This is a genomic window from Solimonas flava DSM 18980, assembly GCF_000426685.1.
In the GTDB taxonomy this organism is placed as follows: Bacteria; Pseudomonadota; Gammaproteobacteria; order Nevskiales; family Nevskiaceae; genus Solimonas; species Solimonas flava.
The window spans coordinates 12,642-37,978 of sequence record NZ_AUFV01000016.1 but is presented as its reverse complement, the minus strand read 5'-3'; the positions used below and the strand labels follow the sequence as shown (position 1 = coordinate 37,978).

The window sequence follows — 25,337 nt, the reverse complement described above, 5'->3', positions numbered from 1 at the left end:
TCCGGAGCGTAAAAAAAATGCGGCGGCGAGCGCCGCCGCGCCGGACTCGTACGTCATAGCTACCGGAAAACCAATTCGGCATCCATCCATTTTCGGGGGGCATATGCGTAGGTTCTGGCGGGGCGCGGCGAGCATGAGTTCGTCGGCCGGTATCGTGCTGGCGTTGAGTGTGGCGGGCGTGGGCGTGGCCGGGGCGCAGGAAGGCGTGCTGGCCAAGCCGGTCGAGGTCAACGTGCCGGCGCAGTCGCTGACCAGCGCGCTGATCGCGCTGTCCAAGCAGAGCGGCGTGCAGATCCTGATGCCCTCGGATCTGGTCAACGGACAGACCAGCAAGCCGGTGCAGGGCCGCATGCCGCTGAGCCAGGCGCTGGCGGCGATGCTGGACGGCAGCCCGCTCGCGTTCCACGCCGTCGGCGACAAGACGGTCGGCATCATTCCGGCGGCGCCGGCGAAGACGGTCGAGCCGGCGGCCGACAAGGGCGCGGCGCTCGACGATGGCATCGACACGATCGTGGTGTCGGCGTCGCGCACGCCGCAGTCGGCGCGCCACACTTCGAGCAGTGTCAGCGTGGTCTCGCTGGCCGACATGAAGAAGGCGCAGGTCGACGATCTGAAGAGCGCGCTCGCCGAGCAGCCCGGCGTCTCGGTCATGAACACCGGCGCCGTCGGTGGCCAGTCGGCGGTCTACATCCGCGGCGCGTATCCGCACCACACGCTGTTCATCGTCGACGGCGTGCGCATGAACGACCGCGCCGCGACCTACGACAACTTTCTCGGCGGCGCCGACCTCTCCGGCTTCGACCGCGTCGAAATCCTGCGCGGCCCGCAAAGCACGATGTACGGCAGCGCCGCGATCGGCGGCGTGATCCTGATGAACACCGCCGAGGGTTCGGCCAAGCCGGCCGGCGGCGTGTCGGTCACCGGCGGCTCGTTCGATACCTTCTCGGCCTCGCTGGCGACCACCGGCAGCAGTGGCGATCTCGGCTACAGCGCCTCGTTCAACCACTACCAGACCGACAATCACGATCCGAACAACGATTACGACAGCCAGAACTATTCGGCGCGCCTGTCGTACGCGCTCGATCCGGACTGGGACATCGGCGCGACCTTTCGCGGCCAGTCCGGCGAGTATCACTCGAACGGCTCGCGCTACTACTTCGCGCCCGGCGTCGTCGATTCGGCGAACTATCTCGGCACCGTCTACGCCGAGTGGCGCGCCAGCGACAGCGTGACCTCGCACGTCTCGGCGGCGCTGCACCGGCGCGACTACACCTGGACCGATTCCTGGGGCAAGAGCGATCTCGCCAACCGCCGCACCGTCGTCGACTGGCAGACGGCGTGGAAGGCGCTCGACGGACTCGAACTGGTCGCCGGCGCGAACTACGAATCGTCCAAGTACGACATCAACGCGACGAGCAGCGACGACACGATCGTCGCCGGCTTCCTGTCCGGCACCTACCAGATCACCGACACGCTGACGCTCAACGCCGGCATCCGCCGCGACGACTACGACACCGTCGGCGGCGCGACGACGTGGCGCACCGGCCTAGCCTGGATGGTGCTGCCGAAGACCAAGCTGCGCGCGACCTACGGCACCGGCTTCGCCGCGCCGGGCTCGTCGGACCGCTACGGCGTGCCGGCCTGGAACCAGTTGCCGAATCCGGACATCCAGCCCGAGAAGTCGAAGGGCTGGGACGTCGGCGTCGACCAGTCGCTGTTCGACGGCCTGGCGACGCTCAGCGCGACCTACTTCCAGAATCGCTTCCGCGATCTGATCGACTGGGAGTACACCGATCTGACGACCTACGCGGGCATGTACGTCAACCGCGCCAAGGCCGAGACGCAGGGCGCCGAACTGGGCGTGACGCTGCGGCCGGCCTCGATCTGGAACCTGCGCCTCGGCTACACCTACCTCGACGCCACCGACAGCACCACCGACGCGCGCCTGACGCGCCGTCCGCGACACTCGATCGACGCCTCGACCTCGCTCGACCTCCTGCCGGTGTGGACCGTCGGCATGGGCGCCAACGCGGCCTACGACAGCATCGAGAGCACCGGCCGCGCCGACGACTATCTCGTCGCCCGTATCTACACCAGCTACAAGCTCTGGGATCAGCTGACGCTGAAGCTGCGCGTCGAGAACCTCTTCGACCGCAGCTACGACCAGGTCTACGGCTATCGCGCGCTGCCGCGCGGCGTCTACGGCGGCGCCGAATGGCGCTTCTGAACGCGGGCGCGGCGGCGCGCGCGATCAGCGCGCCGCGCCGCTCGCGGCGGGCAGCGGCCGGCGCCGCGCTGTGGCTCGGCGCGGCGCTGCTCGGCGCCGCGCCCGCCGCCGGCGCCGCCAGCGTCGAACTGTCGCGCGCCAGCGTCGCCGACATCGGCGCCGCCTACGCGGCCGGCACGCTCAGCGCCGAGCAGCTGGTCTCGCTCTATCTGCAGCGCATTCAGGCCTACGATCAGGCCGGGCCGCGCATCAACGCGGTGATTGCGCTCAATCCGCACGCGCTCGACGAGGCGCGCGCGCTCGATCGCGAGCGCCGGCAGAAGGGCCCGCGCGGGCCGCTGCACGGCATTCCGGTCGTGGTCAAGGACAACATCGACACCGCCGAGATGCCGACCACCGGCGGCTCGTTCGTGCTCGCCGGCGCGCAGCCGCAAGCCGACGCGCCGATCATCCGCCGCCTGCGCGAGGCCGGCGCGATCATTCTCGCCAAGGTCAATCTCGACGACTTCGCCGCCGGCGGCGCCGGCTTCAGCTCGATCCACGGCCAGACGCGCAATCCCTACGATCCGGACTTCACGCCGCTCGGCTCGTCCGGCGGTTCCGGCGCGGCGCTCGCCGCCTGGCTGGCGCCGCTGGCGCTCGGCACCGACACCGGCGGCTCGCTGCGCAGCCCGGCCTCGGTCGGCGGCGTCTACGGCCTGAAGCCGACGCGCGGCCTGCTGTCGCGCGACGGCATCATTCCGACCTGCTACAGCTACGACGCCGCCGGACCGATGGCGCGCCACGCCAGCGATCTGGCGGCGATGCTCGGGCCGATGACCGGCTACGAGCCCGGCGACGCCGATACCGCCGACAGCCTCGGCAAGACGCATCGCGACTACCGTGTCTTCCTCGGCCGCCAGAGGCTCGACGGCCTGCGCATCGGCGTGCTGCGCGAAGGCAGCGGCGCCGATGCCGACGTCGACGCCGCGTTCGCGCAAGCGCTCGAGCGTCTGCGCAAGCTCGGCGCCGAGCTGGTCGACGTCGCCTATCCGCCGCAGGTCGTCGATCCGGCGACGCGCCGTGCGATCGTCAAGGTCGTCTGCGACACCGAGAAGGCGGTCTATTTCGACGCCTACCTCGGCCGCCTCGCGCCGGGCTATCCGAAGACGCTGGCCGAGCTGGCCGAACGCGGCCTGGCGCTGCGCGCGCCGCAGGGCGCGTGGTCGCCGTATCCGGTCGTCTACGCAGGACTCGCCAAGCGCGTGACGAGCGGGCAGGGCATGAATTCGCTCGCCTACCGTTCGGCGCGCGAGCACGGCATCGCCATGGTCGCCGACGGTGTGCTCGGCGTCTTCGAGCAGCAGCGCGTCGACGTGCTCGTCTACCCGACGCGGCCGCGGCCGCCGCACCGCATCATCGCCGACGAGCCGCTGACCGGACGCGGCGTGCCGCCGCCGCCGCCGGGCGTGAAGTCGATCGGCGTGGGCCTGACCAACATCGGCAACATCACCGGCTTTCCCGATCTGGTCGCGCCGGCCGGCCTCAGCCGCGACGGCCTGCCGATCTCGATCTCCTTCGTCGGTCCGGCCTTCAGCGAGCCGCTGCTGATCGGCGTGGCCGACGCCTACGAGCGCGGCGGGCCGCCGCTGCCGCTGCCGACGCACACGCCGCCGCTGCCCGGCGAGCGCTTCCGCTACTGACTCCGATGCGCCTGCCACGATTCCTTTGCGCCGCGCTGCTGGCCGGTACGTTCGCGCCGGCCGAGGCCGCGCACTTCGAGCTGTCGACGGCGACCGTCGCCGATCTCGACGCCGCGTTCGCGTCCGGCGCGCTGAGCTCGGAGCGTCTGGTCGAGCTGTACCAGGCGCGCATCGCCGCCTACGACCGCGACGGACCGCGGCTCGGCGCCGTGCTCACGCTCAATCCGCGCGCGCTCGACGAGGCGCGCGCGCTCGACGCCGAGCGTCGGCGGCAGGGCCCGCGCGGGCCGCTGCACGGCGTCGTCGTGGTGGTCAAGGACGTCTTCGACACGCACGATCTGCCGACCACCGGCGGCTTCGCGCCGATGGCGACTTCGCAGCCGGCGCGCGACGCTTTCGTCGTCGAGCGCCTGCGCGCGGCCGGCGCGATCGTGCTGGCCAAGCTCAATCTCGCCGACTGGTACGGCAGCGCGTCGGGCAGCGGCAGCTCGCTCGGCGGGCCGGTGCGCAGCCCGTACAACCTCGCGCGCTATCCGGGCGCGTCGAGTTCCGGTTCCGGCGTCGCCGCCGCCGCCTGGTTCGGCAGCGTCGCGCTCGGCAGCGACACCGGCGGCTCGCTGCTGATTCCGGCGGCGCTCAATGCCGTGGTCGCGATCGCGCCGACGCGCGGCCTGGTCAGCCGCCGCGGCATGATGTGGAACTCGCCGGTGCAGGAGCGGGCCGGGCCGATGACGCGCAGCGTCTACGACGCGGCCGCCGTGCTCGACGCGATCGCCGGCTTCGATCCCGATGACCTCAGCACGCTGGCCGGTCTCGGCCGCCTGCCCGAGCGGCCGTACGCGTCGTACGTCGATGCGCAGGGCCTGCGCGGCGCGCGCATCGGCGTGCTGCGCGAGATGGTGCGCGGCGGTCCGGCGCACGCCGCCGGGCGCGCGCTGTTCGAGCGCGAGCTCAAGGCCATGGCCGCGGCCGGCGCGGTGCTCGTCGATCCGGTGCTGAGCGGCATCGATCTGCCGCAGGCGCAGGGCGCGGCCAGCAGCGCGACCTACGAGCAGGGCATCGCCGCCGACGCCTATCTGCGCAGCCTGCCGCCGGGTGCGCCGATGCGCTCGCTCGACGAGATGCTGCGCAAGGGCGGCGACGCCGTCGATCCGTACCTGCGCGAGGTCGCCGCGATCCGCTCGCTCGACCGCTATCCGCCGTTTCTCGCCGCGCTGCGCGAGCAGGCGCGCCTGCGCGACGCGCTGCTCGCGCTGATGGAGCGCCACCGCCTCGACGCGCTGGTACTGCCGTACCGCACGGTGACGGCGCCGGGTGTCGACGAAAGCCTCGGCGGCACGGCGCGGCGCGAGATGCGCAACGGCCTGCATGCGTATACCGGCCTGCCGGCGGTGCTGGTGCCCGGCGGCTATTTCGAGCCGGACGGCATGCCGTTCTCGATCGAGCTGATCGGCCGGCCGTTCGCCGAGCCGACGCTGATCCGGCTGGCCAGCGGCTACGAGGCGCGCACGCAGCGCCGCCGGGCACCGCCGCTGACGCCGGCGCTGCCCGGCGAGAGCTTCGACTACGCGGAGACGCCATGACGACCCCGCCTGTGCCGCCGTCGCGGCTGAGCCGCCGCCAGCTGCTCGGCGGTGCCGTCGCCGGCATCGCCGCGCCGGGTGCGACACGGGCCGCGGTGCCGGCCGCGGCGGCGCCCGGCGACGACGATCCGCTGTTCATGTCGGCGACGCGGCTGGCCGCGCTGATCCGCGCCCGGCAGCTGTCGGCGCGCGAGGTCGTGCGTCTGCACATCGCGCGGCTCGAAGCGGTCAATCCGCGCCTCAACGCGCTCGGCGCGACCTGCTTCGAACGCGCGCTGCAGGAAGCGGCGGCCGCCGATGCGGCGCTGGCGCGCGGCGCGCGCTGCGGCCCGCTGCACGGCGTGCCGATGACGATCAAGGATTCGTTCGACACCGAGGGCGTGATCTCGACCGCCGGCACGCTGGGTCGGCGCGGTTTCGTGCCGAAGCGCGACGCCACCGTCGTCGCCCGCGCGCGCGCCGCCGGCGCGATCCTGCTCGGCAAGTCGAACACGCCGGAGTTCACGCTCGGCGGCGGCTGGAAGGGCACCGACAATCTGGTCTACGGCCTGACGCGCAATCCCTACGACACCGACTACCAGCCGGGCGCCTCGTCGGGCGGCGCGGCGGCGATCGTCGCCGCCGGCGGCGCGAGCTTCGACATCGGCTCCGATTTCGGCGGCTCGCTGCGCGGACCGGCCAACGCCTGCGGGCTCGCCGCGCTCAAGCCGACGCACGGTCGCGTGCCGCGCAGCGGCCACATCATCGGCTACGGCGGGCCGTACGACAGTTTCCAGGGCATCGGCCCGATCGCGCGCCGCGTCGAGGATCTGGCGCTGCTGCTGCCGATCATCGCCGGCCCCGACCATCAGGACGCGGCGATCGAGCCGGTGCCGCTCGGCGATCCGGCCGCGGTCGAGCTGTCGCGCCTGCGCGTCGCCTGGTTCGCGAGCAACGGCCTCAACGCGCCGACGCCGGAGAACCAGGCGCTGGTGCGGCAGGCCGCGGCCTGGTTCCGCGAACTCGGCTGCCGCGTGGTCGAGGACCTGCCGCCGAAGATGGCGGCGCTGTCGGCGGCGCGTTTCGCCTACGCCGGTGCGCCCGGCAGCGACCCGATGCGGCGCCTGCTGGCGGCCAGCGGCACGACCCAGGCTTCGCCGGGCCTCTACCTCGGCGGCGAGGAAGCGCCGGTCGCCGAGCTGACGCGCGCCGCCGAAGCACTCGATGCGATCCGCAGCGAGCAACTCGCGTGGATCGAGCGCTACGACCTGATCCTCTGTCCGGCCGGCACGCGCGCGGCGCTGCCGATCGACCTCGAACGCCTGCCGCCGCCACCGCCGGGGCCGCGCGTCGCCGGCATTTCCTATCTCGGCGTGTTCAACAACAACGGCTGGCCGGCCGGCGTCGTGCGCACCGGCACGTCGAGCCTCGATCCGGGCCTGCCGCTCGGCATCCAGGTCGTCGGCCAGCCCTGGCGCGACGAGCTCGTGCTCGCCGCGATGGCCCATATCGAACGCCGCGCCGGCGGCTACCGGAGACCTCCGCTTTGAGTGCCACGTCCAAGCCTGCGCTGAGCCGCCGTGCCTTGCTCGGCGCCGCGCCGCTGCCGGCCGCCGCGCCGCGCTACCGCGTGTCGAGCGACAGCAGCGACGATCCGCTGTTCATGTCGGCGACCAAGCTCGCCGGCCTGATCCGCGCCGGCCAGCTGTCGGCGAGCGAGGCGGTGCGCCTGCACATCGCCCGCATCGAGGCGCTCCATCCGCGCCTCAACGCGGTCGTCGCGCGATGCTTCGAGCGCGCGCTGTACGAAGCGCGCGAGGCCGACGCCGCGCAGGCCAGGGGCAAGCCGCTCGGGCCGCTGCACGGCGTGCCGATGACGATCAAGGATTCGTTCGACACGGAAGGCCTGGTGTCGACCGGCGGCACGCTCGGCCGCGCGCATTTCATCCCCGGCCAGGACGCCACCGTCGTCGCCCGCGTGCGCGCCGCCGGCGCGATCCTGCTCGGCAAGACCAACACGCCGGAGTTCACGCTCGGCGTCGGTCCGCGCGGCACCGACAACCTGGTCTACGGCGTCACTCGCAATCCCTACCATCCCGACTACCAGCCGGGCGCGTCGTCGGGCGGCTCGGCGGCCAACGTCGCTGCCGGCGGCGCGAGCTTCGATCTCGGCTCGGACTTCTACGGCTCGATCCGCGATCCGGCGCATGCCTGCGGCGTCGTCGGTCTCAAGCCGACGCACGGCCGCGTGCCGCGCACGGGTCACATCATCGGCTACGGCGGCGCCTACGACGCCTTCCAGGGCATCGGTCCGCTGGTGCGCCGCGTCGAGGATCTGGCGCTGCTGCTGCCGATCATCGCCGGCCCCGACCAGCGCGACGCGGCGGTGCAGCCGGTGCCGCTCGGCGATGCCGACGCCGTCGACCTGCGCGGCCTGCGCGTCGCCGTCTATGCGACGAACGGCGAGAACCCGCCGAGCGCCGAGATCCAGGAACTGGTGCGGCGCTGCGCGCAGTCGCTGGCCGAGGCCGGCTGCCGCGTGCGTGAGGACATGCCGCCGAAGATGGGCGAGCTGGCCGGCCTGCGCGGCGCCTACAGCGGCGCCGCCGGCGGCTATCTGACGCGCAGCCTGCTGCAGCGCGCCGGCACCGCGACGCCGTATCCGAGCCTGCCGCCGGCCAGCGGCGACGAGCTGCCGTGCGCCGATTTCACGCGCTACGCCGAGGAACTCGACGCGGTGCGCAGCGAGCAGCTGGCGTGGTTCGAGCAGTACGACCTGATCCTGTGCCCGGCCAGCACGCGCGCGGCGCTGCCGATCGGCGAGCGGCCGGCGCCGCTGCCGCTGCCGCCGCCGGCGAAGCCGGCGCCGGCGGCCGCGCCCGTGCCGCGGCGGCGGATGAGCCCGTACTACCTCGGCATCTACAACACCAACGGCTGGCCGGCCGGTGTCGTGCGCGCCGGCAGCGCCGCCGGCGAGCCGGCGCTGCCGGTCGGCGTGCAGCTGATCGCGCGGCCCTGGCGCGAGGACCAGCTGATCGCGGCGCTGCGCCACATCGAAGCCTACACCGGCGGTTACCGCCGTCCCCCGATCTGAACCGGACCTTGCCCATGCCCGCGATTTCCTCTTCGGCCGCCCGCGTTTCGCGACGCGTCTTCCTGCGCGGCGCCGCCAGCGCCGCGGCGCTGGCGGCGAGCAGCCGGGTCAGCGCCAAGGCCGTCGCCCGCGTCGCCGCCGACGTCGATTCCGACGAGATCCTCTACATGTCGGCGAGCAAGCTCGCCGGCCTGTTGCGCGCGCGCCAGCTGTCGGCGCTGGAAGTGGTCGACGCCTACATCGCGCGCCAGCTCGCGATCGACGACCGCCTCAACGCCGTGGTCATGAGCTGCTACGAGCGCGCCCGCGCCGAAGCGCTCGCGCTCGACCAGCGCGCCGCGCGCGGCGACTTCGCCGGCGCGCTGCACGGCGTGCCGATGACGATCAAGGATTCGTTCGATACCGAGGGCGTGATCTCGACCGGCGGCACCTACGGCCGCCAGCAGTACGTGCCGCCGCGCGACGCGACCGTGGTCCGCCGCCTACGCGCGCAGGGCGCGATCCTGCTCGGCAAGACCAACACGCCGGAGTTCACGGTCGGCGGCGTCGGCGCGATCAACACCACGAGCAACATGCTGTACGGCTCGACGCACAATCCCTATGACCTGACGCGCACCGCGTCCGGCTCCTCGGGCGGCGCCGGCGCCAACGTCGCCGCCGGCGGCGCGGCCTTCGACGTCGGCTCCGACATCGGCGGCTCGCTGCGCCTGCCGGCGCACGTCAACGGCGTCGCCGGTCTCAAGACGACGGCCGGGCGCGTGCCGCGCACCGGCCACATCGTCGATTACGGCGGCGTGCTCGACTCCTGGCAGCAGATCGGCCCGCTGGCGCGGCGCGTCAAGGATCTCGCGCTGATCGCGCCGCTGATCAGCGGCCCGGATTTCCGCGACGCGGCCTGCGTGCCGATCGCCTGGGCCGATCCGGACGGCGTCGATCTGGCCGCGCTCAAGGTCGTGTTCTGGCCGGAGAACGGGCTGTCGAAGGTCGACGCCGACACGCAGCGGCTGATCCGCCAGGCGGCCGCCTGGCTGGGCGAGGTGGCGGCCGACGTGCGCCAGGACTGCCCGACCGCCGATCTCGCCGTGCTGCACGAGATGCGCGGCAAGCTGTCGATGGGCGACGGCTGGGCCTGGTACCAGCGGCTCGCGCAGAAGTGGGGCACGCACCATCTGTCCGGCACGATGGACGAGTCGATCCGCGCGATCAAGCCGCTGCGCTCCTCGGAATTCGTCGAAGCCTGGGAGCAGTCGGACGCGGCGAAGTCGCGCCTGCTCGGCTGGTTCGCGCAGTACGACGTGCTGCTGTGTCCGGTCGCCGGCGAGCCGGCGACGCCGATCGACTGGGACCCGTCGGTGCCCGGCGACTACCGCGGCATGCTCAGCGACGTCGGCGTCTTCAACTCGACCGGCTGGCCGGTCGTCGTCGTGCGCTGCGGCGCCTCGGCCGACGGCCGGCTGCCGATCGGCATCCAGGTCGTCGCGCCGCCGTGGCGCGAGGACGTGGCGCTGGCCGTCGCGCGCTACATCGAAGGCCGCAGCGGCGGCTGGACGCGGCCGCCGCTGTGAGCACGCTCCGGCCGGGAACCGTGATGCGGCGGGCGGCCGGCGGTCTGCTGCTGGCGCTGCTGCTCGGGCTTTCGGCGGCGCTGCCGGCCTGGGCCGGCGTGCCGATCGCGTACCGCGCCGCCGACGGCGACAGCTGGGCGCGCATCGCGCTGCGCCACGGCGTCAGCGTCGCCGCGCTGCGCGCGGCCAATCCCGGCCTCGACGCGGCGCGCGGCTGGGTGCGCCTGCCCGATGCGGCGCGCCTGCCGGACGCGCCGAGCATCGCGCTGCTGGCTTCGGCCTATCAGGAGATTTCGGCGATCGTCGAGGACGCGCAGATCGACGCCGTGTATCGCATCGTCGGCCGCGAGTTCCATGTCGGCCGCTGGGCCGGCGCCAACATCGTCGCCGGCGTCGCCGGCGGCAACATGGACAACGCCGCGATCGGCGCCACCGTGCTGCTGCAGCACTTCAACGTGCGCGCGCTCGGCTTCGTCGGCATTGCCGGCGGCGGCGGCGCGACCCGCGTCGGCGACGTGATCGTCGCGGCTGCGGCCGTGCAGCACGATCAGGGCAACTGGTATGACTTTGCGCTCGACGGCGGGCAGACCTTCGCCGGCCTGAGCTGGCAGATGCGCGGCCAGCCGCTGCTGTCCGACGCCGGCCGCGTCGCGCGGCTGGTGCTGCAGCCTGATCCGGCGCTGCTGGCGCGCATCGGCCGCAGCGTCGCCGGACTCGAATTGCCGCCGATCGGCGACGAGGTCGCCGCCTTCCACGGTGTCGCGCCGTACCGGCCCGCGCTGTGGCTCGACGGCTGGTCGGCGAGCGGCTCGCAGTTCATCACCAGCCATCACGCGCGCAGCACGATCGAGCGGCGCATGGCACTGGCCGCGCAGCGCCTCGACCTGCCGCCGCCGCCGCGCTTCGTCGTCGATCAGGAGGATTTCGCCGCGGTGCTGGCCAGCGAGGAGCATGGCGTGCCGTGGTTCATCGTCCGCGTGGTCGTCGATCTGGCCGCGCAGAAGAGCGCCGCGGCCGGCATTCCGCTGGCGCTCTACGACCGGCCCGAGGAGATTCCGGCCTGGCTCGCCGCGAACGGCCAGCAGTCGCACGCCAAGCACTTCGACTGGTCGTACTTCTACCGGCTGATCGCGCTGACGCTGCGGCCGGTCGTGCACGAACTGGGCGCGGCCGCCGACGACGACGCGCCGCGCGCGTCCGGCGCGGCGGCTGCGGCCCGCTGAGGCGGGACGGTCTGCTTACGGGCGCGGCGCGTAGAACGCGCGCTTCCAGTCGCGGTGACGGCGGTTGGCGCGGCGCAGCAGCGGCAGGAAGCGGGCGATGCCGAGGAACAGGCGGTTCAGCGCGTGCCAGGGCTGGCGCAGCGGCCGCGCGAAGTCGATGAACAGCACCACGCGCCAGCCGTCGGTGTCGTTCCAGACTTCGTGGTTGAAGCTGTCGTCGAAGATCAGCGCCTCGCCCTCGCGCCAGTGGCAGATGCGGTTGCCGACGCGGATCGCGACCCGTTCGGCCGGCTCCGGCACGATCAGGCCCAGGTGGCAGCGCAGGATGCCGTTGTAGGCACCGCGGTGCGGCGGAATCTTCTTGCCCGGCGCGAGGATCGAGAAGAACGCCGTCAGCACGCCGGGAATCTGCCGCAGCAGCGCCGTCGTCTGCGGGCAGCGCGCCTGGTTTTCGCGACAGTCGACGCCGGCGGCGAGCAGCCAGTAGGTTTTCCAGCGGTCGTCGCTGGTGATGGTGCGCACCTCGTCGAGGATCTGATGGAAGGCCGGCAGCTGGTCGCGCGACTGCAGCACCCGGTCGAGCTCGGCGCGGATCGCCGGCCAGTGCGCCTCCAGCGTCCGCGTCCACGCGAAGTCACGCTGGTCGTAGACCGGCGCATCCGGCAGCCGCGAGACGCGGGCGACGAAGTTTTCGAGCCGCGTCTGCGCGCCGATGCCGAGGCGCGCGAACACGCCGCGCGAGGGGCCGAGCGTGTGGGCGCGCGTGTTGAGATCCGCGGAAGGCGGATCGAAAGCCGCGGGCGGTGTGTCGTTCATGGCGCGGACCGTGTTGTTCTTGTCGCGGCATTCTGCCGTCGCCGGCCGGCGCGTGAAAGCGCCGGCCGGGCGTGTCCGCAGCTTGGCGGTTGGCGGTGAACCGGGACTGAACTGGCCGCCGCCTGCGCAGCGGGCGCGTTGCCGCTTCAGTGCGGCTGCGCGGCGGCGCGGGCGCCGTGCGCGCGCGCCTGCAGGCGCGGCTGGACGATGTAATGGAAGAAGCTCAGCGCCAGACCGGCGACCGCGATCAGCCGCGTCACGACCTGCGCTTCCGGATAGGACGGCGTGCGGATGAAGTCGGCGATCGCGCAGCCGGCGAGTGCGAGCACCAGCAGGCGATGGCCGAACGGGCGCAGGCCCCAGTGCCAGCGCTGTGCCAGCAGGCCGCCGAGACGCACCGAGACCAGGCCCAGCGCGGCGCCGGCGAAGACGTCGACCGGCCAGTGCACGCCGGCGGCGACGCGGCTCAGGCCGACCAGCAGCGCGGCGCCGAGCAGCAGCACGCGGCCGGTCACGCGCAGCTCGCAGGCGAGCGCGCCGGCGACCACGAAGGCCGTCACCGTGTGCCCGGACGGAAAGCTGTCGCGCTTCCACAGCGGGCCGAGATGGCGGAACAGATCGAGGTCGAGCACCGCCGGCGGGCGTGCCAGATGGGCGATCGGCTTGATGCCGTGCGACAGCGCGGTCGCGATCAGCGCGCCGAGCACCGCCAGCCACAGCGCGCGCGGATAGCGCCAGGCGAAGAGCAGGAACAGGCTCAGCGCGGTCAGCGAGTCGCCGAGCTGGGTCAGGCGCGACAGCTCGCCGTCGCTGACCACGCGCGCCGCGTCGTTGATCGCGAAGAAGCCGGCCTCGTAGCCGCCGCCGATCAGCAGCAGCGCGGCCGCGGCGGCGAACACGGCCGCCGTCCACAGCAGCCAGCGCCCGGCGATGAGCGGAGTGTCCTGCGATCGGGAGTCGGTGGTATTCATCGGCTGGAGGACTCAGGAACGGCGTCGTATCAAGAGTACGCCGCCCATTTGAAATTCCATTGACAGTTCGGCTTGCGGAAACTCTTTCTGGAGCGTAGGCAGGCGATCGGCCCGGATGAAGGCCAGCTCGCCCGGCTGCGGCGCCCGCTGCGGCGTCGGTGCCCCACGATAGACGCTGAAGGTCGGCAGGTAGGTTCGGTACATCACCGTCGGCAGGCCAAGCTCGCGGGCCTTGTAGGCGGCGAGCTGCGTCGGCCGCTGGTAGGCCTCGGCGAAAGCCGGCAGGGCCACGCCCCAGAGCAGCGCCGCCTGCACGCCGCCGACCAGCAGCAGCGCCGCCGGCCAGCGCCGCGGCGCGACGGCGAACGCCAGCAGCATCGCCAGCAGCGCGGCGCCGGCCCAGGCCAGATAGTGGCCGCCGAACTGGCCGACCGCGAGTTCGAGCACGCCGCGCTCGTAGGCGCGGTGCGCCTTGGCCGCCAGCACCGGCAGCAGCCAGGGCAGCAGGCACAGCACGACGGCGAGCAGCAGCGGCGGCAGCAGGGCGGAGCGGCGCCAGCGCACCCGCGCGTGATGGCGGCCGAACAGCACGAACAGCGGCGTGCAGCCATACAGCAGGTAATGCGGCAGCTGCGTCGCCGAGGCCGAGAACAGCGCCAGCACGAGCGCGAACCAGACCAGCGCGTAACGGTCGAACGGCTCGCTCTCGTGCCAGGCGCCGGCGAACGCGGCGCGCAGCACGCCGGTGAACGGCAGCACGATCAGCGGCAGCGTCGCCAGGTAGAACCACCAGTGGCCGCCGTGATTCTGCATCGTCTCGGTGTAGCGGCCGACGTTGTGGTCGAGCAGGAAGTGGCGTAGGAAGGCGCCGCCGTCGTTGTGGATCGAAGCCGCGACCCAGGGCGCGACGACGGTGATCATCAGCAGCCAGCCGAGCGGATCGAGCACGGCGCGCAGCCACAGGCCGAAGCGGCCCTGCCAGACGAAGAACAGCAGCGACGCGGCGCCGGGAATCGCCAGCGCGACCGGACCCTTGGCGAGCAGGCCGAGACCGATCGCCAGATACACGCGCAGCAGCGTCGTGCGGCGCTGACGCTCGTACCAGCGGAAGATGTCGAGGCCGGCGGACGCGATCAGCAGGTTGAGCAGCGCATCGGCGGTCGCGGCATGGCCGATCAGGCTGCTCATCAGGCCGAAGGCGACGGCGCCGGCGGCGACCAGCGCCTCGCCGCGTTCACGTTCGCGCTCGCGGGCGAAACCGTAGACCAGCCACATCCACAGCGTCGCGCACACGATCGACGGCAGGCGGAACGCCAGCTCGGTGCGGCCGAGCAGGTGCACCGAGGCGGCCTGCAGCCAGTAGCTCAGCATCGGCTTGTCGTAGCGCGGCTCGCCGTTGAGCGTGGTGCTGACGTAGTTGCCGCTGTCGATCATTTCCAGCGTCGCTTCGCTGAAAGCGCCTTCGTCGAGATCGAACAGCGGCACCTGCCAGGCGCCGAGCAGGAAGCCGATCGCGGCGAAGACGACGAGCCAGGCGCGCTCAGGCATGCGGTTCCCTCCAGGCGTCGGACGCGCGGTCGGCGCTGGCGTGGCGTTCGGCGAGCGGCGTGTGCAGCACGCGCGTCATGATCTCGGCGACGATGCCGGTGGTGATGAACTGCGCCGCGAACATCATCATCAGGATCGCGATCAGCAGCAGCGGCCGGCCGCCGATCGATTCGCCGAGCACGAACTTGACGAAGGCCAGGTGCAGCATCGCGACCGTGCCGACCGCGCCGACGACCAGGCCGATCGCGCCGAAGAAGTGTCCGGGGCGCGCCTGGAAGCGTAGGAAGAAGAACGCGGTCAGCAGGTCGAGCAGCACGCGGAAGGTGCGCGACAGACCGTACTTCGACTGCCCGTGCAGGCGCGGGTGGTGACGGACCGGCGTTTCGGCGATGCGCGAGGGCGCGGTCACGGTCGCCACCCAGACCGGGATCAGGCGGTGCATCTCGCCGTACAGGCGCACCTGGCGGATGACGTCGCGGCGCATCAGCTTGAGGCTGCAGCCGTAGTCGTGCAGGCGCACGCCGGTGACGCGCGCGATCAGGCGGTTGGCGATGCGCGACGGCAGCTTGCGCGACAGCCAGGCGTCCTTGCGGTCGAGGCGCAGGCCGCAGAGCAGGTCGAGATCGCCGGCGACCAGCTCGTCGACCATGCGCGGGATATCGGCCGGATCGTTCTGCAGGTCGCCGTCGAGCGTGGCGATCAGCTCGCCGCGGGCGTGGTCGATGCCGGCCTGCATCGCCGCCGTCTGGCCGCTGTTGCGCGCCAGACGGATGCGCTTGACGTGCGGGCCGTAGGCGGCGATCGCCTCGCCCATGCGTGCGGCGCTGCGGTCGCTGCTGCCGTCGTCGACGAGCAGCAGCTCCCAGCGGCCGCGATAGTCGGCGAGGCCTTCGTGGATACGTGCGACCAGCGGCAGCACGTTGTCCTCTTCGTTGTAGACCGGCACGACGACCGACAGGCTCGGCGCGCGGCCGGTGGCCGTCGCACCGGGAACAGTGGCAATGGTTTCAGTGGGCAGCGGCATCATGGCCTTGCATCAGGATGGGCAGTTCAGGCAGTGCCAGCAGCGCGCCGCCGAGCGCGCTGCCGAGCAGCAGCAGGTGCAGCGTGATCGCGGCGCGCAGCGCGTCGCCGGACAGGCCGTCGCCGAGGCCGACCAGCACGCCGGCCTCGAAGGTGCCGGCGCCGGCCGGCGCGTGCAGCGGCAGCAGCGTGCTGGCGTCGCCGCCGATGGCGCCGAGCACCGCGCTAGCCGCCGGAGCGCCGGCGAGCACGTGCAGCACGGCGGCGAACACCGCGAGCTTGAGCAGCCAGGCCAGCCAGGTCAGCGCCAGATCGCGCAGCAGCGCCGGCACGCCCTGCGGCACCGCGCGCAGCGCGTCGCGCCAGCGCGGCCGCGCGGCCAGACGCGCGGCCAGCGGCGCGCGCAGCAGATAGAACGCCAGCGGCAGCACGGCGACGGCGACGGCCATCGCCAGCCAGGCCGGGCCGAGCAGGTGGCGCAGGCGCAGCGCCAGCGCCGCCAGCGCCAGCGCAGCGACGCAGTGCAGATCGAGCACGCGCAGCCAGACCAGCAGGCCGCCGCCGTGCGCCCAGGCGACATTGAAGCGCCGGCCGAGCATCCACGGCAGCGTGAATTCGCCGAGGCGCGCCGGCAGCAGCAGGTTGGCGGCGTTGTGCAGCCACAGCAGGCGCAGCGTCGTGCCGTAGCTGCCGGCGGGCAGCACGTCGCGCGCGCCGAGGTACAGGCGCCAGGCGCGCAGCGCGTAGCTCGCCAGCATCGCCGCGACGAAGGCGAGCACCAGCCGCCACGGCAGCGCCGACCAGGCCTCGGACAGGCGCTGCCAGCCGCACAGCCATTCGACGGCGGCGACGTAAAGGGCTGCGATCAGCAGCAAGAGGACGAGCTGGCGACGGGTGGGACGCAGGCGGGGGGCGGCGGGATTCACGGGGTGCGTAATCTACGACCGCGTGATGATGCTGTCGCGACAGCGTCATGAAAGCGCCATGACGATGCCGTTCTGGTGAACAATCCGGCTTGTCCCGGCGCGCGTCGCTGTGGAACGATCGCCCGCTGATCCGCACCTTGGGGGCCGCGCAGGCCCCCTGCCGCTTCGGGAGACGACATGAAAACCCCCGTTACACTGGCGCTGGCCGCCGGCCTGATGTTCGCGTCCGGCGCCTACGCCGCGACCACCGACACCATGACCGCCGACAATCCTTTTTTCCAGCCTAGCACGCTGCCGTACGAGCTGCCCCCGTTCGACCGCATCCACGACGCTGACTTCGCGCCGGCCTTCGTCGCCGGCATGGCCGAGCAGCGCCGCGAGATCGACGCCATCGCCAACAGCCCTGAAGCGCCGGGTTTCGACAACACCATCGTCGCGCTCGAGAAGAGCGGCCGCCTGCTGGCGCGCGTGTCGAGCGTGTTCTTCAACCTGACCTCGTCGAACACCAACGACACGCTGGAAAAGCTGCAGGCCGAGTTCGCGCCGCAGCTCGCCGCGCACCGCGACGCGATCTTCCTCAACCCGCGCCTCTACGCGCGCATCCAGGCGCTGTACAACACGCGCCGGCTGCTCGACCTCGATGCCGAGTCGCTGCGCCTGCTCGAGCGCTACCACACCGACTTCGTGCGCGCCGGCGCGCAGCTGAGCGAGGTGCAGAAGGACGAGCTGCGCAAGATCAACGAGGCGCTGTCGAAGCTCGACACGCAGTTCGAGCAGAACCTGCTGAAGGACACCAACGCCTCGGCGGTGGTGGTCGACACGCGCGCCGAGCTCGACGGCCTCAGCGGCGAGGAGATCGCCGCCGCGGCCGAGGCCGCCAAGGCGCGCGGCCTCGACGGCAAGTTCGTCATCACGCTGATGAACACCACCGGCCAGCCGCCGCTGACCAGCCTCACCAACCGCGCGCTGCGCGAGCGCATCTTCAAGGCCTCGATCAGCCGCGGCAACAACGGCAACGACTACGACAACAAGGCGGTGATCGCGCAGATCGTCGCGCTGCGCGCCCGCCGTGCGGCGCTGCTCGGCTATCCGAACCACGCCGCCTACGTGCTCGCCGACGAGACTGCGCGCACCACGGACGCGGTCAACGGCATGCTCGGGCGCCTGGCGCCGGCGGCGGTCGCCAACGCCCGGCGCGAGATCGCCGACATGCAGAAGCTGATCGACCGGCAGCACGGCGGCTTCGCGCTCGCCGCCTGGGACTGGGCTTACTACGCCGAGAAGGTGCGCAAGGCCCGATACGACTTCGACGAAGCGCAGATGAAGCCGTATCTGGAAATGGACAGCGTGCTGCAGAACGGCGTGTTCTATGCCGCGCACCGCCTGTACGGCCTCGACTTCAAGGAGCGCAAGGATCTGCCGGTCTACCATCCGGACGTGCGCGTGTTCGAGGTCTTCAACGAGGACGGCTCGCCGCTCGGCCTGTTCCTGTTCGATCCGTTCAAGCGCGACGCCAAGCGCGGCGGCGCGTGGATGAACGAGTTCGTCTCGCAGTCGGCGCTGTTCGGCAGCAAGCCGGTCGTCGTCAACAACCTCAACATTCCCAAGCCTTCGGCCGGCCAGCCGGTGCTGATGACCTTCGACGAGGTCACCACCATGTTCCACGAGTTCGGCCATGCGCTGCACGGCCTGTTCTCGAACGTGAAGTACCCGATGTTCGCCGGCACCAGCGTGCCGCGCGACTTCGTCGAGTACCCGTCGCAGGTCAACGAGATGTGGGCGACCGACGCCGAAGTGCTGAAGCACTACGCGCGTCACTACAAGACCGGCGTGACGATGCCCAAGGCGCTGGTCGACAAGGTGCTGGCGACGCAGAAGTTCAACCAGGGCTTCGCGACCACCGAATACCTCGCCGCGGCGCTGCTCGACCAGCGCTGGTACCAGCTGCCGCCGGAGCGCGCCGAGGTCGCCGACGTCAACGCCTTCGAGGCGGCGGCGCTGCACGACGCCGGCGTCGACCTGCCGCAGGTGCCGCCGCGCTACCGCAGCACCTACTTCGCGCACGTGTTCTCGGGCGGCTACGACGCTGGCTACTACGCGTACATCTGGAGCGAGGTGCTCGACGCCGACACCGTGAAATGGTTCGAGGAAAACGGCGGCCTCCAGCGCGCCAACGGCGACCGCTTCCGCGCCGCGCTGTTGTCGCGCGGCGGCAGCGAGGAGGCGATGACGCTGTTCCGCAACTTCCGCGGCCGCGCCCCGGACATCGCGCCGCTGCTCGAACGCCGTGGCCTGACGCTGCCGAAAGCGCCGTAATCCGGCTTTCCCGGATCACAAAAAAAGGCCGCCCTCGGGCGGCCTTTTGGTCGGGCGCGCGCTTGCTTCACAATCGCGGCATCCATTTTCAGATTGCTGGAGATTCCGATGCGGTTTTCCGAAGTCATCGCCGCGATGCACGGTGAGGGCGGCGATTGGCGCGCGCCCGTTCCGAACGACTGGCTGCAGGGCCGCACCGTGTTCGGCGGCCTGCAGGCGGCGCTCGCCGTGCGGGCGATGCGTGGCCTGCTGCCGGGCGCGGCGCCGCTGCGCACCTTGCAGGCGACCTTCATCGCGCCGGCACCGGCCGGCGAACTGCGCGTCGCCGCGCGCGTGCTGCGCAGCGGCAAGTCGGCGACGCACATCGAGGCCGATCTCTACGACGGCGAGCAGCTGGCCTGCCGCACGCTCGGCATCTTCGGCCTGCCGCGCGAATCGGCGCTGGCGCTGGCGCCGGCGATCCCGGCCGTGCCGCTCGCCGCCGATGCGGCGCGCGAGCTGCCGTACATCGAGGGCGTGACGCCGGCGTTCACGCAGAACGTCGGCTTTCGCTGGGCGCACGGCGGCTTTCCGTTCTCCGGCGCGCGCGAGCCGCGCACGCAGATCTACGTGCGCCTGAAGGACGAGGCCGAGGTCGACGAACTGCAGCTGATCGCGCTCGCCGATTCGATCCCGAGCCCGGGTCTGTCGATGCTGAAGCAGCCGGCCGCCGCCAGCTCGCTGACCTGGATGCTCGAACTCCTGCATCCGCAATACGAGCGCGCCGCCGACGGCTGGTGGCTGATGGATGCCGAAGTCAGTGCGGCGCACAGCGGCTACCTGAGCCAGACGGCAACGCTGTGGAGCCCGGACCGTCGCGCGATCGCCTACAGCCGGCAGAGCGTCGTCGCCTTCGCCTGAAACTGCGAAGCAGCGCTCGTCATCGCGCCGCGCGCCGGCGCCACATGATCGACCTCACGTTCCGGCGCCGCGCGGCTGCGAATAATCCGCGCCTTCGTTTTTCCGGGGTGATTCAACATGTGGAAGAAAATTCTGCGCCGCGCCGGCGCGGTCCTGCTCGTCGCGCTCGCGCTGCTCGGCGTGGCGCTGGCGTACGCCTGGTTCCAGGTCGATGCGCGTCTGGCGCGAAGCTGGGACGTGGCGGCGACGCCGCTCGCGGTCGGCGCCGATGACACGCGCGTGGCGCGCGGCGCGCATCTGGCGGCGACGCGCGGCTGCGTCGACTGCCATGGCGCCGATCTCGGCGGCCGGGTCTTCATCGACGATGCGATGGCGCGCATCGTCGCGTCGAACCTGACGGCCGGGCAGGGCGGTGTGCTGAGCGCGTACAGCGACGCCGAACTGGCGCGTGCGATCCGCCACGGCCTGCGCCGCGACGGCCGCTCGCTGCTGGTGATGCCGACGGCGGACTACTACCCGCTCGGCGACGAGGACGTCGCCGCGCTGATCGCCTACCTGCGCCAGCGGCCGCCGGTCGATCGCGTGTCCGGCGCTTCGCAGCTGCATCTGCCCGCGCGGCTGCTGCTGGCCTACGCCGGCGCGCCGTGGATTTCGGCGGAGGCGATCGACCATGCCGCGCCACGCGCGGCGACGCCGCTGGCGGAGGCGAGCGTCGACTACGGACGCTATGTGGCCTCGACCTGCCTGAGCTGCCACGGCGGCCACTTCGCCGGCGGCATCGTCAACGGTCCGCCGGGCACGCCGGCGTCGGCCAATCTGACGCCGGCCGGCCGGCTGCGCGACTGGAGCGAAGCCGATTTCCTGACCGTGATGCGCGAAGGCCGCACGCCCGACGGCCGCGCGCTGCGGCCCGAGGTGATGCCGTGGCCGGCCTTCGCGAAGATGGACGAGACCGAACTGCGCGCGCTGTGGCTGTTTCTGCGCACGTTGCCGCCGGCGTCGGCGAACTGAAGCTGCGCGCGTCGCTGCCCTTGCGGGCGGCGACGCCGCGCCGTTCGACGCGAATGGCCTTGCGGCGCTGCGGTCGGGCTCAGAGGCCGGTCGACGCCGGCCGCATCTGGCTGAAGTCGTTGACGGCGTCCTTGCAGCCGCGGATGAACTCCGGCGTCGCCTTCTGCTCGTCGCAGACCCGCGCGTCGTCGAGCGTGCCGCGCATCGCCCACTGATAGCCGTCGTCGTGCGAGCTGCACTCGCCGGTGCATGGCGCGACCGGCGCGGGCGGCGCCGACGCGCAGGCGGCGAGCGCGGCGCCGGCGGCGGCGAGCAGGAAGGGGAGCGTGGCGCGGGGGCGGATCGTCGAGGACATGATGAATGCGGGGGCTATGTCGTCGCAGGCGAGCCGCATTATGAACGTTTATCGACGGATGTCGACGCCGGAGTTCAGGACGAGTTCAGTGCCGTGCGCCGAAGGTAGATCGCGGCGGACATCCACGCCATCACATCGCCATCACATCGCCATCCGGCGAAAGGAGGCAGCATGAACCGCGATACGCTCAAGGGGCAGTGGAAGCAGCTCAAGGGCCGCGCCAAGCAGACCTGGGGCCAGCTCACCGACGACGAACTGATGCGCATCGAAGGCAATGCCGAGCGGCTGTCCGGGCTGGTGCAGGAGCGCTACGGCCTGACCCGCGACGAGGCGGAGCGCCAGATCGATCGCTTCCTCGATGCGGCCGACGAGCCGCCGCGCCGTCATTGAACGGAGGGTCGAGCGCCATGTTGCATTACGCCCTGGTGTTCTTCGTGATCGCGCTGATCGCCGCGTTCCTCGGCTTCTCCGGCATCGCCGCCGGCGCCGCGTCGATCGGCAAGATCCTGTTCCTCGTCTTCCTGGTACTGGCCGTCGGCTCGCTGATCTTCGGCCGTCGCCGTACTTCCTGAAAATGTCCTGACCGCAGAATGGCCGCGGGGTGCGCGAGCATCCCGCGGCCGCTCTGCGTCCGCGCGGGGTGCCGCCGCTCGACGATCCCTAGCGACGCTGCCCGAACGGCATCTGCACGCCGGCGCCGAGCAGCACCGAGCCGCGGCGGTCGTCGTCGATGTTCTCGCGCGGGAAGCTGTAGCCGAGCACCCATTCGACGTAAAGGCGCTGGTTCAGCAGCGGATGGCGCAGCGTCGTCTGCACGCCGTATTCGTGCAGCGGCACGTCGTCGCCGGTCTCGCCGCGCACGAACAGCTCGTAGGCCAGACCGCTCTTGATCGAGCGCAGCGCCTGATACAGCGTCCAGGTCGAGCGCCAGCCGAAGCCCTGGATCGACTGCGAGAACGTGCCGACGTTGCTCCAGCGCGCCAGATAGTTCTCGGCGAGCACACGGCTGTAGTCGACGCCGAGCGTGATGCCGAGATGATCGCTGGTCGTCCAGAACGGCGTCGCGCGCATCTGCAGCAGGTTGCGGTCGTCGGCGTACGGCAGGTAGCGCAGGCGACCCTGCACGAAGGCTTCCGGACTGGCGAGCCCGCGCACGCCGACGCGGAAGCTGGTCTGCAGCAGGCGGTTGCTCGGCAGGCTGTAGCCGAGTCCGGCGAAGATGCGGTCGTGGTCGCGCACCTGCGGAAAATTGTTGCGCAGTGTCGTGTTGTCGAAGCGGTCGCTGATGAAGTCGTCCTCGTCGTCGCGGCCGATGAAGGCCGACAGGCGCTTGTCGAGGTTCGGCAGGTCGACCCGCGCGTCGAAGCGCAGACGCACCTTGTTGCCGTAGAACTGCGAGTAGTTCTCCGACAGCTCGATGCTGCCGTAGACGCGGCGCGACTCGTGCAGGTAGTAGCGATCGCCGAACAGGCCGTCGAACCACATCGAAGCGCTGCAGACCATTTCCTCGACGCGGCGCCGCGCCGTGTCGATCGCCTGCTCGAGCTGCGGCGGCCGCTGGTCGCACAAATGGCTCGGGTCGAGCGTGGACGGGTCATTCGCTTCCGCCGCCGCCTTCGGCACGACCCCGCTGGCCGGCACCTCGCCGCGCGCGTCGGCTTCGTAGACCTTCGGTTGCGCCGACTGCGGCGGCGGCCCGGCGCGTCCGCCGAGCGCGGGGTCGGCAGCCGGCGGCGTCGCGGGCTCGGGACGGACCTGCGAGATCTCCGGCGCTGCAGGGGCCGGCCGTGTTTGCGGCGGCGGCCGATGCGCGGCGCAGGCGCCGAGGCTGCAGGCGATGAATACGGGAATGGCGGTGCGCCACGGCAGTGCCGCGCCTTCCTTCACGCCGGTCCGGTTTCGCGACATTCGTCGAAGTCCTGTCTGCCTGCGCGATCCATACCCTGGTGTCGGCGCGATGTACCGTTCCTGAATCGTCGCCATGCGGGCATCATACGCCCGCATGTCCGAGGTCCGCGTCCGCAAGATCATCCACGTCGACATGGACGCCTTCTACGCGTCCGTGGAGCAGCGCGACGATCCGGCGCTGCGCGGGCGACCGGTCGTCGTCGCCTGGCGCGGCGCGCGTTCGGTGGTCTGCGCCGCCTCCTACGAAGCGCGTACCTATGGCGTGCGCTCGGCGATGCCGGCGGTGCGCGCCGAACGCCTGTGTCCGCAGGCGGTGTTCGTGGCGCCCGACTTCACGCGCTACCGCAACGTCTCGCGACAGGTGCGCGAGATCATGCTGGCGCATACCGACCGGGTCGAACCGCTGTCGCTCGACGAGGCCTATCTCGACGTCACCGACAACAAGCAGCAGCTGGCGTCGGCGACCGAAGTCGCGCAGCGCATCCGCGCCGAGATCCGCGAGCGCCTGCAGCTCACCGCCTCGGCCGGCGTGGCGCCCAACAAGTTTCTCGCCAAGATCGCCTCGGACTGGAAGAAGCCCGACGGCCTGTTCGTGATCCGTCCGAAGGACGTGCTCGATTTCCTCGCGCCGCTGCCGGTCGCGCGCCTGCCCGGGGTCGGCAAGGTCATGGACGAGCGCCTCGCCGCGCTCGGCGTGCGCAGCGTCGCCGAACTGCGCGCGCTGCCGGCTGCGCAGCTCGAAGCGCGCTTCGGCCGCTACGGCCGTCGCCTCGCCGAGCTGGCGCGCGGCATCGACGATCATCCGGTGCAGCCGGACCGGCCGACGCAGTCGGTGTCGGCCGAGGACACCTTCGCCGAAGACCTGCCGCTGGCCGCGCTCGACGCGCACGTTGCGCGACTCGCCGACAAGGCCTGGACGGCGGCGCGCAAGACCGAGCGCATCGCGCGCACCGTGGTGCTGAAGCTGAAGACGCGCGAGTTCCGCATCCTCACGCGCAGCCTGACGCCGCCGCAGCCGCCGGCGTCGGCGCAGGATCTGCTCGCCTGTGCGCTGCTGCTGCGCGAGCGCATCGCCGAGGATCCGGCGGTGGCGCCCGACACGCTGTACCGGCTGGTCGGCGTCGGCCTGGCCAATTTCCACGAGGCCGACGATCCGAAGCTGCAGCCCGACCTGTTCGGCGCGCGAGCCTCGTGAGCGCGGCTTTCTGCTTCAATAGCGCCAGCGTCTTCGCCGGTATCCGCGCATGAAATCCGAACATCAGGTCCCGGTCGTCGGTCTGGCCCTCGGCAGCGGCTCGGCGCGCGGCTGGTCGCACATCGGCATCATTCTCGAACTCGAGGAAATGGGCATCCGCCCGCAGGTCGTTGCCGGCACTTCGGTCGGCGCGCTGGTCGGCGGTGTCTACGTGGCCGGCCAGCTGCGCGAGTTCGCCGACTGGGTGCGCAAGCTCACGGTGCGCGACGTCGTCGGCCTGATGGACTTCACGTTCTCCGGCGGCTTCGTCAAGGGCGAGCGCCTGTTCGGCTTCTTCAACGAGCAGCACGCCAATCCGAACATCGAGGATCTCGAACAGCGCTTCGTGTCGGTCGCCACCGAGATGAAGAGCGGCCGCGAAATCTGGATCAGCAAGGGCCCGGTATGGGCGGCGGCGCGCGCCTCCTGCGCGATCCCCGGCCTGTTCACGCCGGTCAAGCACAACGAGCGCTGGATGCTCGACGGCGGCCTCGTCAATCCGGTGCCGGTCTCGGCCTGCCGTGCGCTCGGCGCCGACGTCGTCATCGCCGTCAACCTCAACACGCAGCTGGTCGGCAGCCACATGTCGATGGCGAGCCGGCTCGAGGCGCAGCGCGAAGCCGGCGAGGAAGAGCGGCGCGACGAGAAGAACCGCAGCTTCTGGCACAAGGTCGTCACCTATCTGCAGAGCAGCAGCGGCGATACGCCGAGCTTCTTCGACGCGGTCGCCTCCAGCGTCAACATCATGCAGGACCGCCTGACGCGCTCGCGCATGGCCGGCGATCCGCCGGAGGTGACGCTGCAGCCGCGGCTCGAGGACTTCGCGCTGATGGACTTCCATCGCGCCGACGAGGCGATCAACGAGGGACGGCGGCTCGTGCGTCTGCACGAAGCCGAGATCCGCGCGTGGACCGGCGTTGCGCCGGGCGGCGCTGCGGCCGCGGCGCCGGCGGTGGGCGCAGCGCCGCCGGCCTGA

At 71.6% G+C, this 25,337-nt stretch carries 21 protein-coding genes; 14 read left to right on the top strand and 7 right to left on the bottom strand.

Features of this window, described 5'->3' with window-relative positions:
• The first annotated feature begins 133 nt into the window (after positions 1-133).
• From K343_RS0116020 to K343_RS23625, 7 genes are read left to right on the top strand one after another with little or no spacing between them, the layout of a single operon-like run.
• Positions 134-2,227, top strand: a complete 2,094-nt coding sequence (locus tag K343_RS0116020; RefSeq protein WP_245585218.1) for a TonB-dependent receptor domain-containing protein — start codon at positions 134-136, stop codon at positions 2,225-2,227.
• Positions 2,215-3,909 (top strand): amidase, encoded by a 1,695-nt coding sequence (locus K343_RS22535; RefSeq protein ID WP_051278576.1) that lies wholly within the window; start codon positions 2,215-2,217, stop codon positions 3,907-3,909. Before K343_RS0116020 ends, K343_RS22535 begins: the two co-directional genes overlap by 13 nt.
• A 5-nt stretch (positions 3,910-3,914) precedes the next feature.
• Positions 3,915-5,492, top strand: a complete 1,578-nt coding sequence (locus K343_RS22530) for an amidase family protein (protein WP_051278574.1) — start codon at positions 3,915-3,917, stop codon at positions 5,490-5,492.
• Positions 5,489-7,021 carry an amidase gene (locus K343_RS0116005; protein WP_028008934.1) on the top strand — a complete coding sequence of 511 codons (1,533 nt, stop codon included), beginning with the start codon at positions 5,489-5,491 and terminating at the stop codon, positions 7,019-7,021. The genes K343_RS22530 and K343_RS0116005 overlap by 4 nt, the downstream gene beginning before the upstream one ends.
• On the top strand, positions 7,018-8,565 hold the full coding sequence (locus K343_RS0116000) for an amidase (protein WP_028008933.1): 1,548 nt from the start codon (positions 7,018-7,020) through the stop codon (positions 8,563-8,565). The genes K343_RS0116005 and K343_RS0116000 overlap by 4 nt, the downstream gene beginning before the upstream one ends.
• A gap of 14 nt (positions 8,566-8,579) precedes the next feature.
• Positions 8,580-10,130, top strand: coding sequence for an amidase (locus K343_RS0115995; RefSeq protein ID WP_028008932.1), 1,551 nt, complete (start codon positions 8,580-8,582; stop codon positions 10,128-10,130).
• A 23-nt stretch (positions 10,131-10,153) separates the two neighbouring features.
• Positions 10,154-11,353 carry a phosphorylase family protein gene (locus tag K343_RS23625; RefSeq protein ID WP_051278572.1) on the top strand — a complete coding sequence of 400 codons (1,200 nt, stop codon included), beginning with the start codon at positions 10,154-10,156 and terminating at the stop codon, positions 11,351-11,353.
• A gap of 15 nt (positions 11,354-11,368) precedes the next feature.
• On the opposite strand, the gene K343_RS0115985 is transcribed toward K343_RS23625, so the two are convergent.
• From K343_RS0115985 to K343_RS22515, 5 genes are all read right to left on the bottom strand, one after another.
• Positions 11,369-12,169, bottom strand: coding sequence for an aspartyl/asparaginyl beta-hydroxylase domain-containing protein (locus tag K343_RS0115985; RefSeq protein WP_028008931.1), 801 nt, complete (start codon positions 12,167-12,169; stop codon positions 11,369-11,371).
• A 146-nt stretch (positions 12,170-12,315) separates the two neighbouring features.
• Positions 12,316-13,140: a phosphatase PAP2 family protein gene (locus K343_RS22520; RefSeq protein WP_051278570.1), complete on the bottom strand. Its 825-nt coding sequence runs from the start codon at positions 13,138-13,140 to the stop codon at positions 12,316-12,318.
• A gap of 12 nt (positions 13,141-13,152) precedes the next feature.
• Entirely contained in the window at positions 13,153-14,688 is a 1,536-nt protein-coding gene (locus K343_RS0115975; protein WP_028008930.1) for an ArnT family glycosyltransferase, read from the bottom strand.
• The gene (locus K343_RS0115970) at positions 14,681-15,715 is read right to left on the bottom strand and encodes a glycosyltransferase family 2 protein (RefSeq protein WP_043112961.1); all 1,035 of its coding nucleotides are present in this window, start codon (positions 15,713-15,715) and stop codon (positions 14,681-14,683) included. Before K343_RS0115970 ends, K343_RS0115975 begins: the two co-directional genes overlap by 8 nt.
• Positions 15,696-16,637 carry a lysylphosphatidylglycerol synthase domain-containing protein gene (locus tag K343_RS22515; RefSeq protein ID WP_161628908.1) on the bottom strand — a complete coding sequence of 314 codons (942 nt, stop codon included), beginning with the start codon at positions 16,635-16,637 and terminating at the stop codon, positions 15,696-15,698. Before K343_RS22515 ends, K343_RS0115970 begins: the two co-directional genes overlap by 20 nt.
• A gap of 177 nt (positions 16,638-16,814) precedes the next feature.
• On the opposite strand from K343_RS22515, the gene K343_RS0115960 reads away from it, so the two are divergent.
• From K343_RS0115960 to K343_RS22510, 3 genes are all read left to right on the top strand, one after another.
• Positions 16,815-18,953, top strand: coding sequence for a M3 family metallopeptidase (locus tag K343_RS0115960; RefSeq protein ID WP_028008928.1), 2,139 nt, complete (start codon positions 16,815-16,817; stop codon positions 18,951-18,953).
• Positions 18,954-19,061: 108 nt separating this feature from the next.
• The gene (locus tag K343_RS0115955; RefSeq protein WP_028008927.1) at positions 19,062-19,853 is read left to right on the top strand and encodes an acyl-CoA thioesterase; all 792 of its coding nucleotides are present in this window, start codon (positions 19,062-19,064) and stop codon (positions 19,851-19,853) included.
• A 117-nt stretch (positions 19,854-19,970) separates the two neighbouring features.
• A complete protein-coding gene (locus tag K343_RS22510) occupies positions 19,971-20,864 on the top strand; it encodes a c-type cytochrome (protein WP_043112960.1) in 894 nt (297 codons plus the stop codon).
• Between the two features lie 79 nt (positions 20,865-20,943).
• Here K343_RS22510 and K343_RS0115945 read toward each other — a convergent pair whose 3' ends face one another.
• Entirely contained in the window at positions 20,944-21,219 is a 276-nt protein-coding gene (locus K343_RS0115945; RefSeq protein WP_028008926.1) for a hypothetical protein, read from the bottom strand.
• Between the two features lie 171 nt (positions 21,220-21,390).
• On the opposite strand from K343_RS0115945, the gene K343_RS0115940 reads away from it, so the two are divergent.
• Both K343_RS0115940 and K343_RS24170 read left to right on the top strand, forming a co-directional pair.
• The gene (locus tag K343_RS0115940; protein ID WP_028008925.1) at positions 21,391-21,609 is read left to right on the top strand and encodes a CsbD family protein; all 219 of its coding nucleotides are present in this window, start codon (positions 21,391-21,393) and stop codon (positions 21,607-21,609) included.
• 17 nt (positions 21,610-21,626) lie between these two features.
• Positions 21,627-21,791 carry a DUF1328 domain-containing protein gene (locus K343_RS24170; RefSeq protein WP_028008924.1) on the top strand — a complete coding sequence of 55 codons (165 nt, stop codon included), beginning with the start codon at positions 21,627-21,629 and terminating at the stop codon, positions 21,789-21,791.
• A gap of 88 nt (positions 21,792-21,879) precedes the next feature.
• Here K343_RS24170 and K343_RS0115930 read toward each other — a convergent pair whose 3' ends face one another.
• On the bottom strand, positions 21,880-23,127 hold the full coding sequence (locus tag K343_RS0115930; protein WP_154662616.1) for a hypothetical protein: 1,248 nt from the start codon (positions 23,125-23,127) through the stop codon (positions 21,880-21,882).
• A gap of 94 nt (positions 23,128-23,221) precedes the next feature.
• On the opposite strand from K343_RS0115930, the gene dinB reads away from it, so the two are divergent.
• Complete coding sequence (gene dinB / locus K343_RS0115925) at positions 23,222-24,322, top strand: DNA polymerase IV (RefSeq protein ID WP_028008922.1); 1,101 nt, start codon at positions 23,222-23,224, stop codon at positions 24,320-24,322.
• Between the two features lie 49 nt (positions 24,323-24,371).
• On the top strand, positions 24,372-25,337 hold the full coding sequence (gene rssA / locus K343_RS0115920) for a patatin-like phospholipase RssA (RefSeq protein ID WP_028008921.1): 966 nt from the start codon (positions 24,372-24,374) through the stop codon (positions 25,335-25,337).

Bases quoted from the DNA above. Each gene is read 5' to 3' on its own strand.
- K343_RS22520 (WP_051278570.1), bottom strand. From the start codon at position 13,140: ATGAATACCACCGACTCCCGATCGCAGGACACTCCGCTCATCGCCGGG.
- K343_RS22530 (WP_051278574.1), top strand. From the start codon at position 3,915: ATGCGCCTGCCACGATTCCTTTGCGCCGCGCTGCTGGCCGGTACGTTC.
- K343_RS0115955 (WP_028008927.1), top strand. From the start codon at position 19,062: ATGCGGTTTTCCGAAGTCATCGCCGCGATGCACGGTGAGGGCGGCGAT.
- K343_RS0115960 (WP_028008928.1), top strand. From the start codon at position 16,815: ATGAAAACCCCCGTTACACTGGCGCTGGCCGCCGGCCTGATGTTCGCG.
- K343_RS0116020 (WP_245585218.1), top strand. From the start codon at position 134: ATGAGTTCGTCGGCCGGTATCGTGCTGGCGTTGAGTGTGGCGGGCGTG.
- rssA (WP_028008921.1), top strand. From the start codon at position 24,372: ATGAAATCCGAACATCAGGTCCCGGTCGTCGGTCTGGCCCTCGGCAGC.
- K343_RS0115945 (WP_028008926.1), bottom strand. From the start codon at position 21,219: ATGTCCTCGACGATCCGCCCCCGCGCCACGCTCCCCTTCCTGCTCGCC.
- K343_RS22535 (WP_051278576.1), top strand. From the start codon at position 2,215: ATGGCGCTTCTGAACGCGGGCGCGGCGGCGCGCGCGATCAGCGCGCCG.
- K343_RS0115930 (WP_154662616.1), bottom strand. From the start codon at position 23,127: ATGTCGCGAAACCGGACCGGCGTGAAGGAAGGCGCGGCACTGCCGTGG.
- K343_RS22510 (WP_043112960.1), top strand. From the start codon at position 19,971: ATGTGGAAGAAAATTCTGCGCCGCGCCGGCGCGGTCCTGCTCGTCGCG.
- K343_RS24170 (WP_028008924.1), top strand. From the start codon at position 21,627: ATGTTGCATTACGCCCTGGTGTTCTTCGTGATCGCGCTGATCGCCGCG.
- K343_RS0115975 (WP_028008930.1), bottom strand. From the start codon at position 14,688: ATGCCTGAGCGCGCCTGGCTCGTCGTCTTCGCCGCGATCGGCTTCCTG.
- K343_RS0115970 (WP_043112961.1), bottom strand. From the start codon at position 15,715: ATGATGCCGCTGCCCACTGAAACCATTGCCACTGTTCCCGGTGCGACG.
- K343_RS0116005 (WP_028008934.1), top strand. From the start codon at position 5,489: ATGACGACCCCGCCTGTGCCGCCGTCGCGGCTGAGCCGCCGCCAGCTG.
- K343_RS0115995 (WP_028008932.1), top strand. From the start codon at position 8,580: ATGCCCGCGATTTCCTCTTCGGCCGCCCGCGTTTCGCGACGCGTCTTC.
- K343_RS0115985 (WP_028008931.1), bottom strand. From the start codon at position 12,169: ATGAACGACACACCGCCCGCGGCTTTCGATCCGCCTTCCGCGGATCTC.
- dinB (WP_028008922.1), top strand. From the start codon at position 23,222: ATGTCCGAGGTCCGCGTCCGCAAGATCATCCACGTCGACATGGACGCC.
- K343_RS23625 (WP_051278572.1), top strand. From the start codon at position 10,154: ATGCGGCGGGCGGCCGGCGGTCTGCTGCTGGCGCTGCTGCTCGGGCTT.
- K343_RS0115940 (WP_028008925.1), top strand. From the start codon at position 21,391: ATGAACCGCGATACGCTCAAGGGGCAGTGGAAGCAGCTCAAGGGCCGC.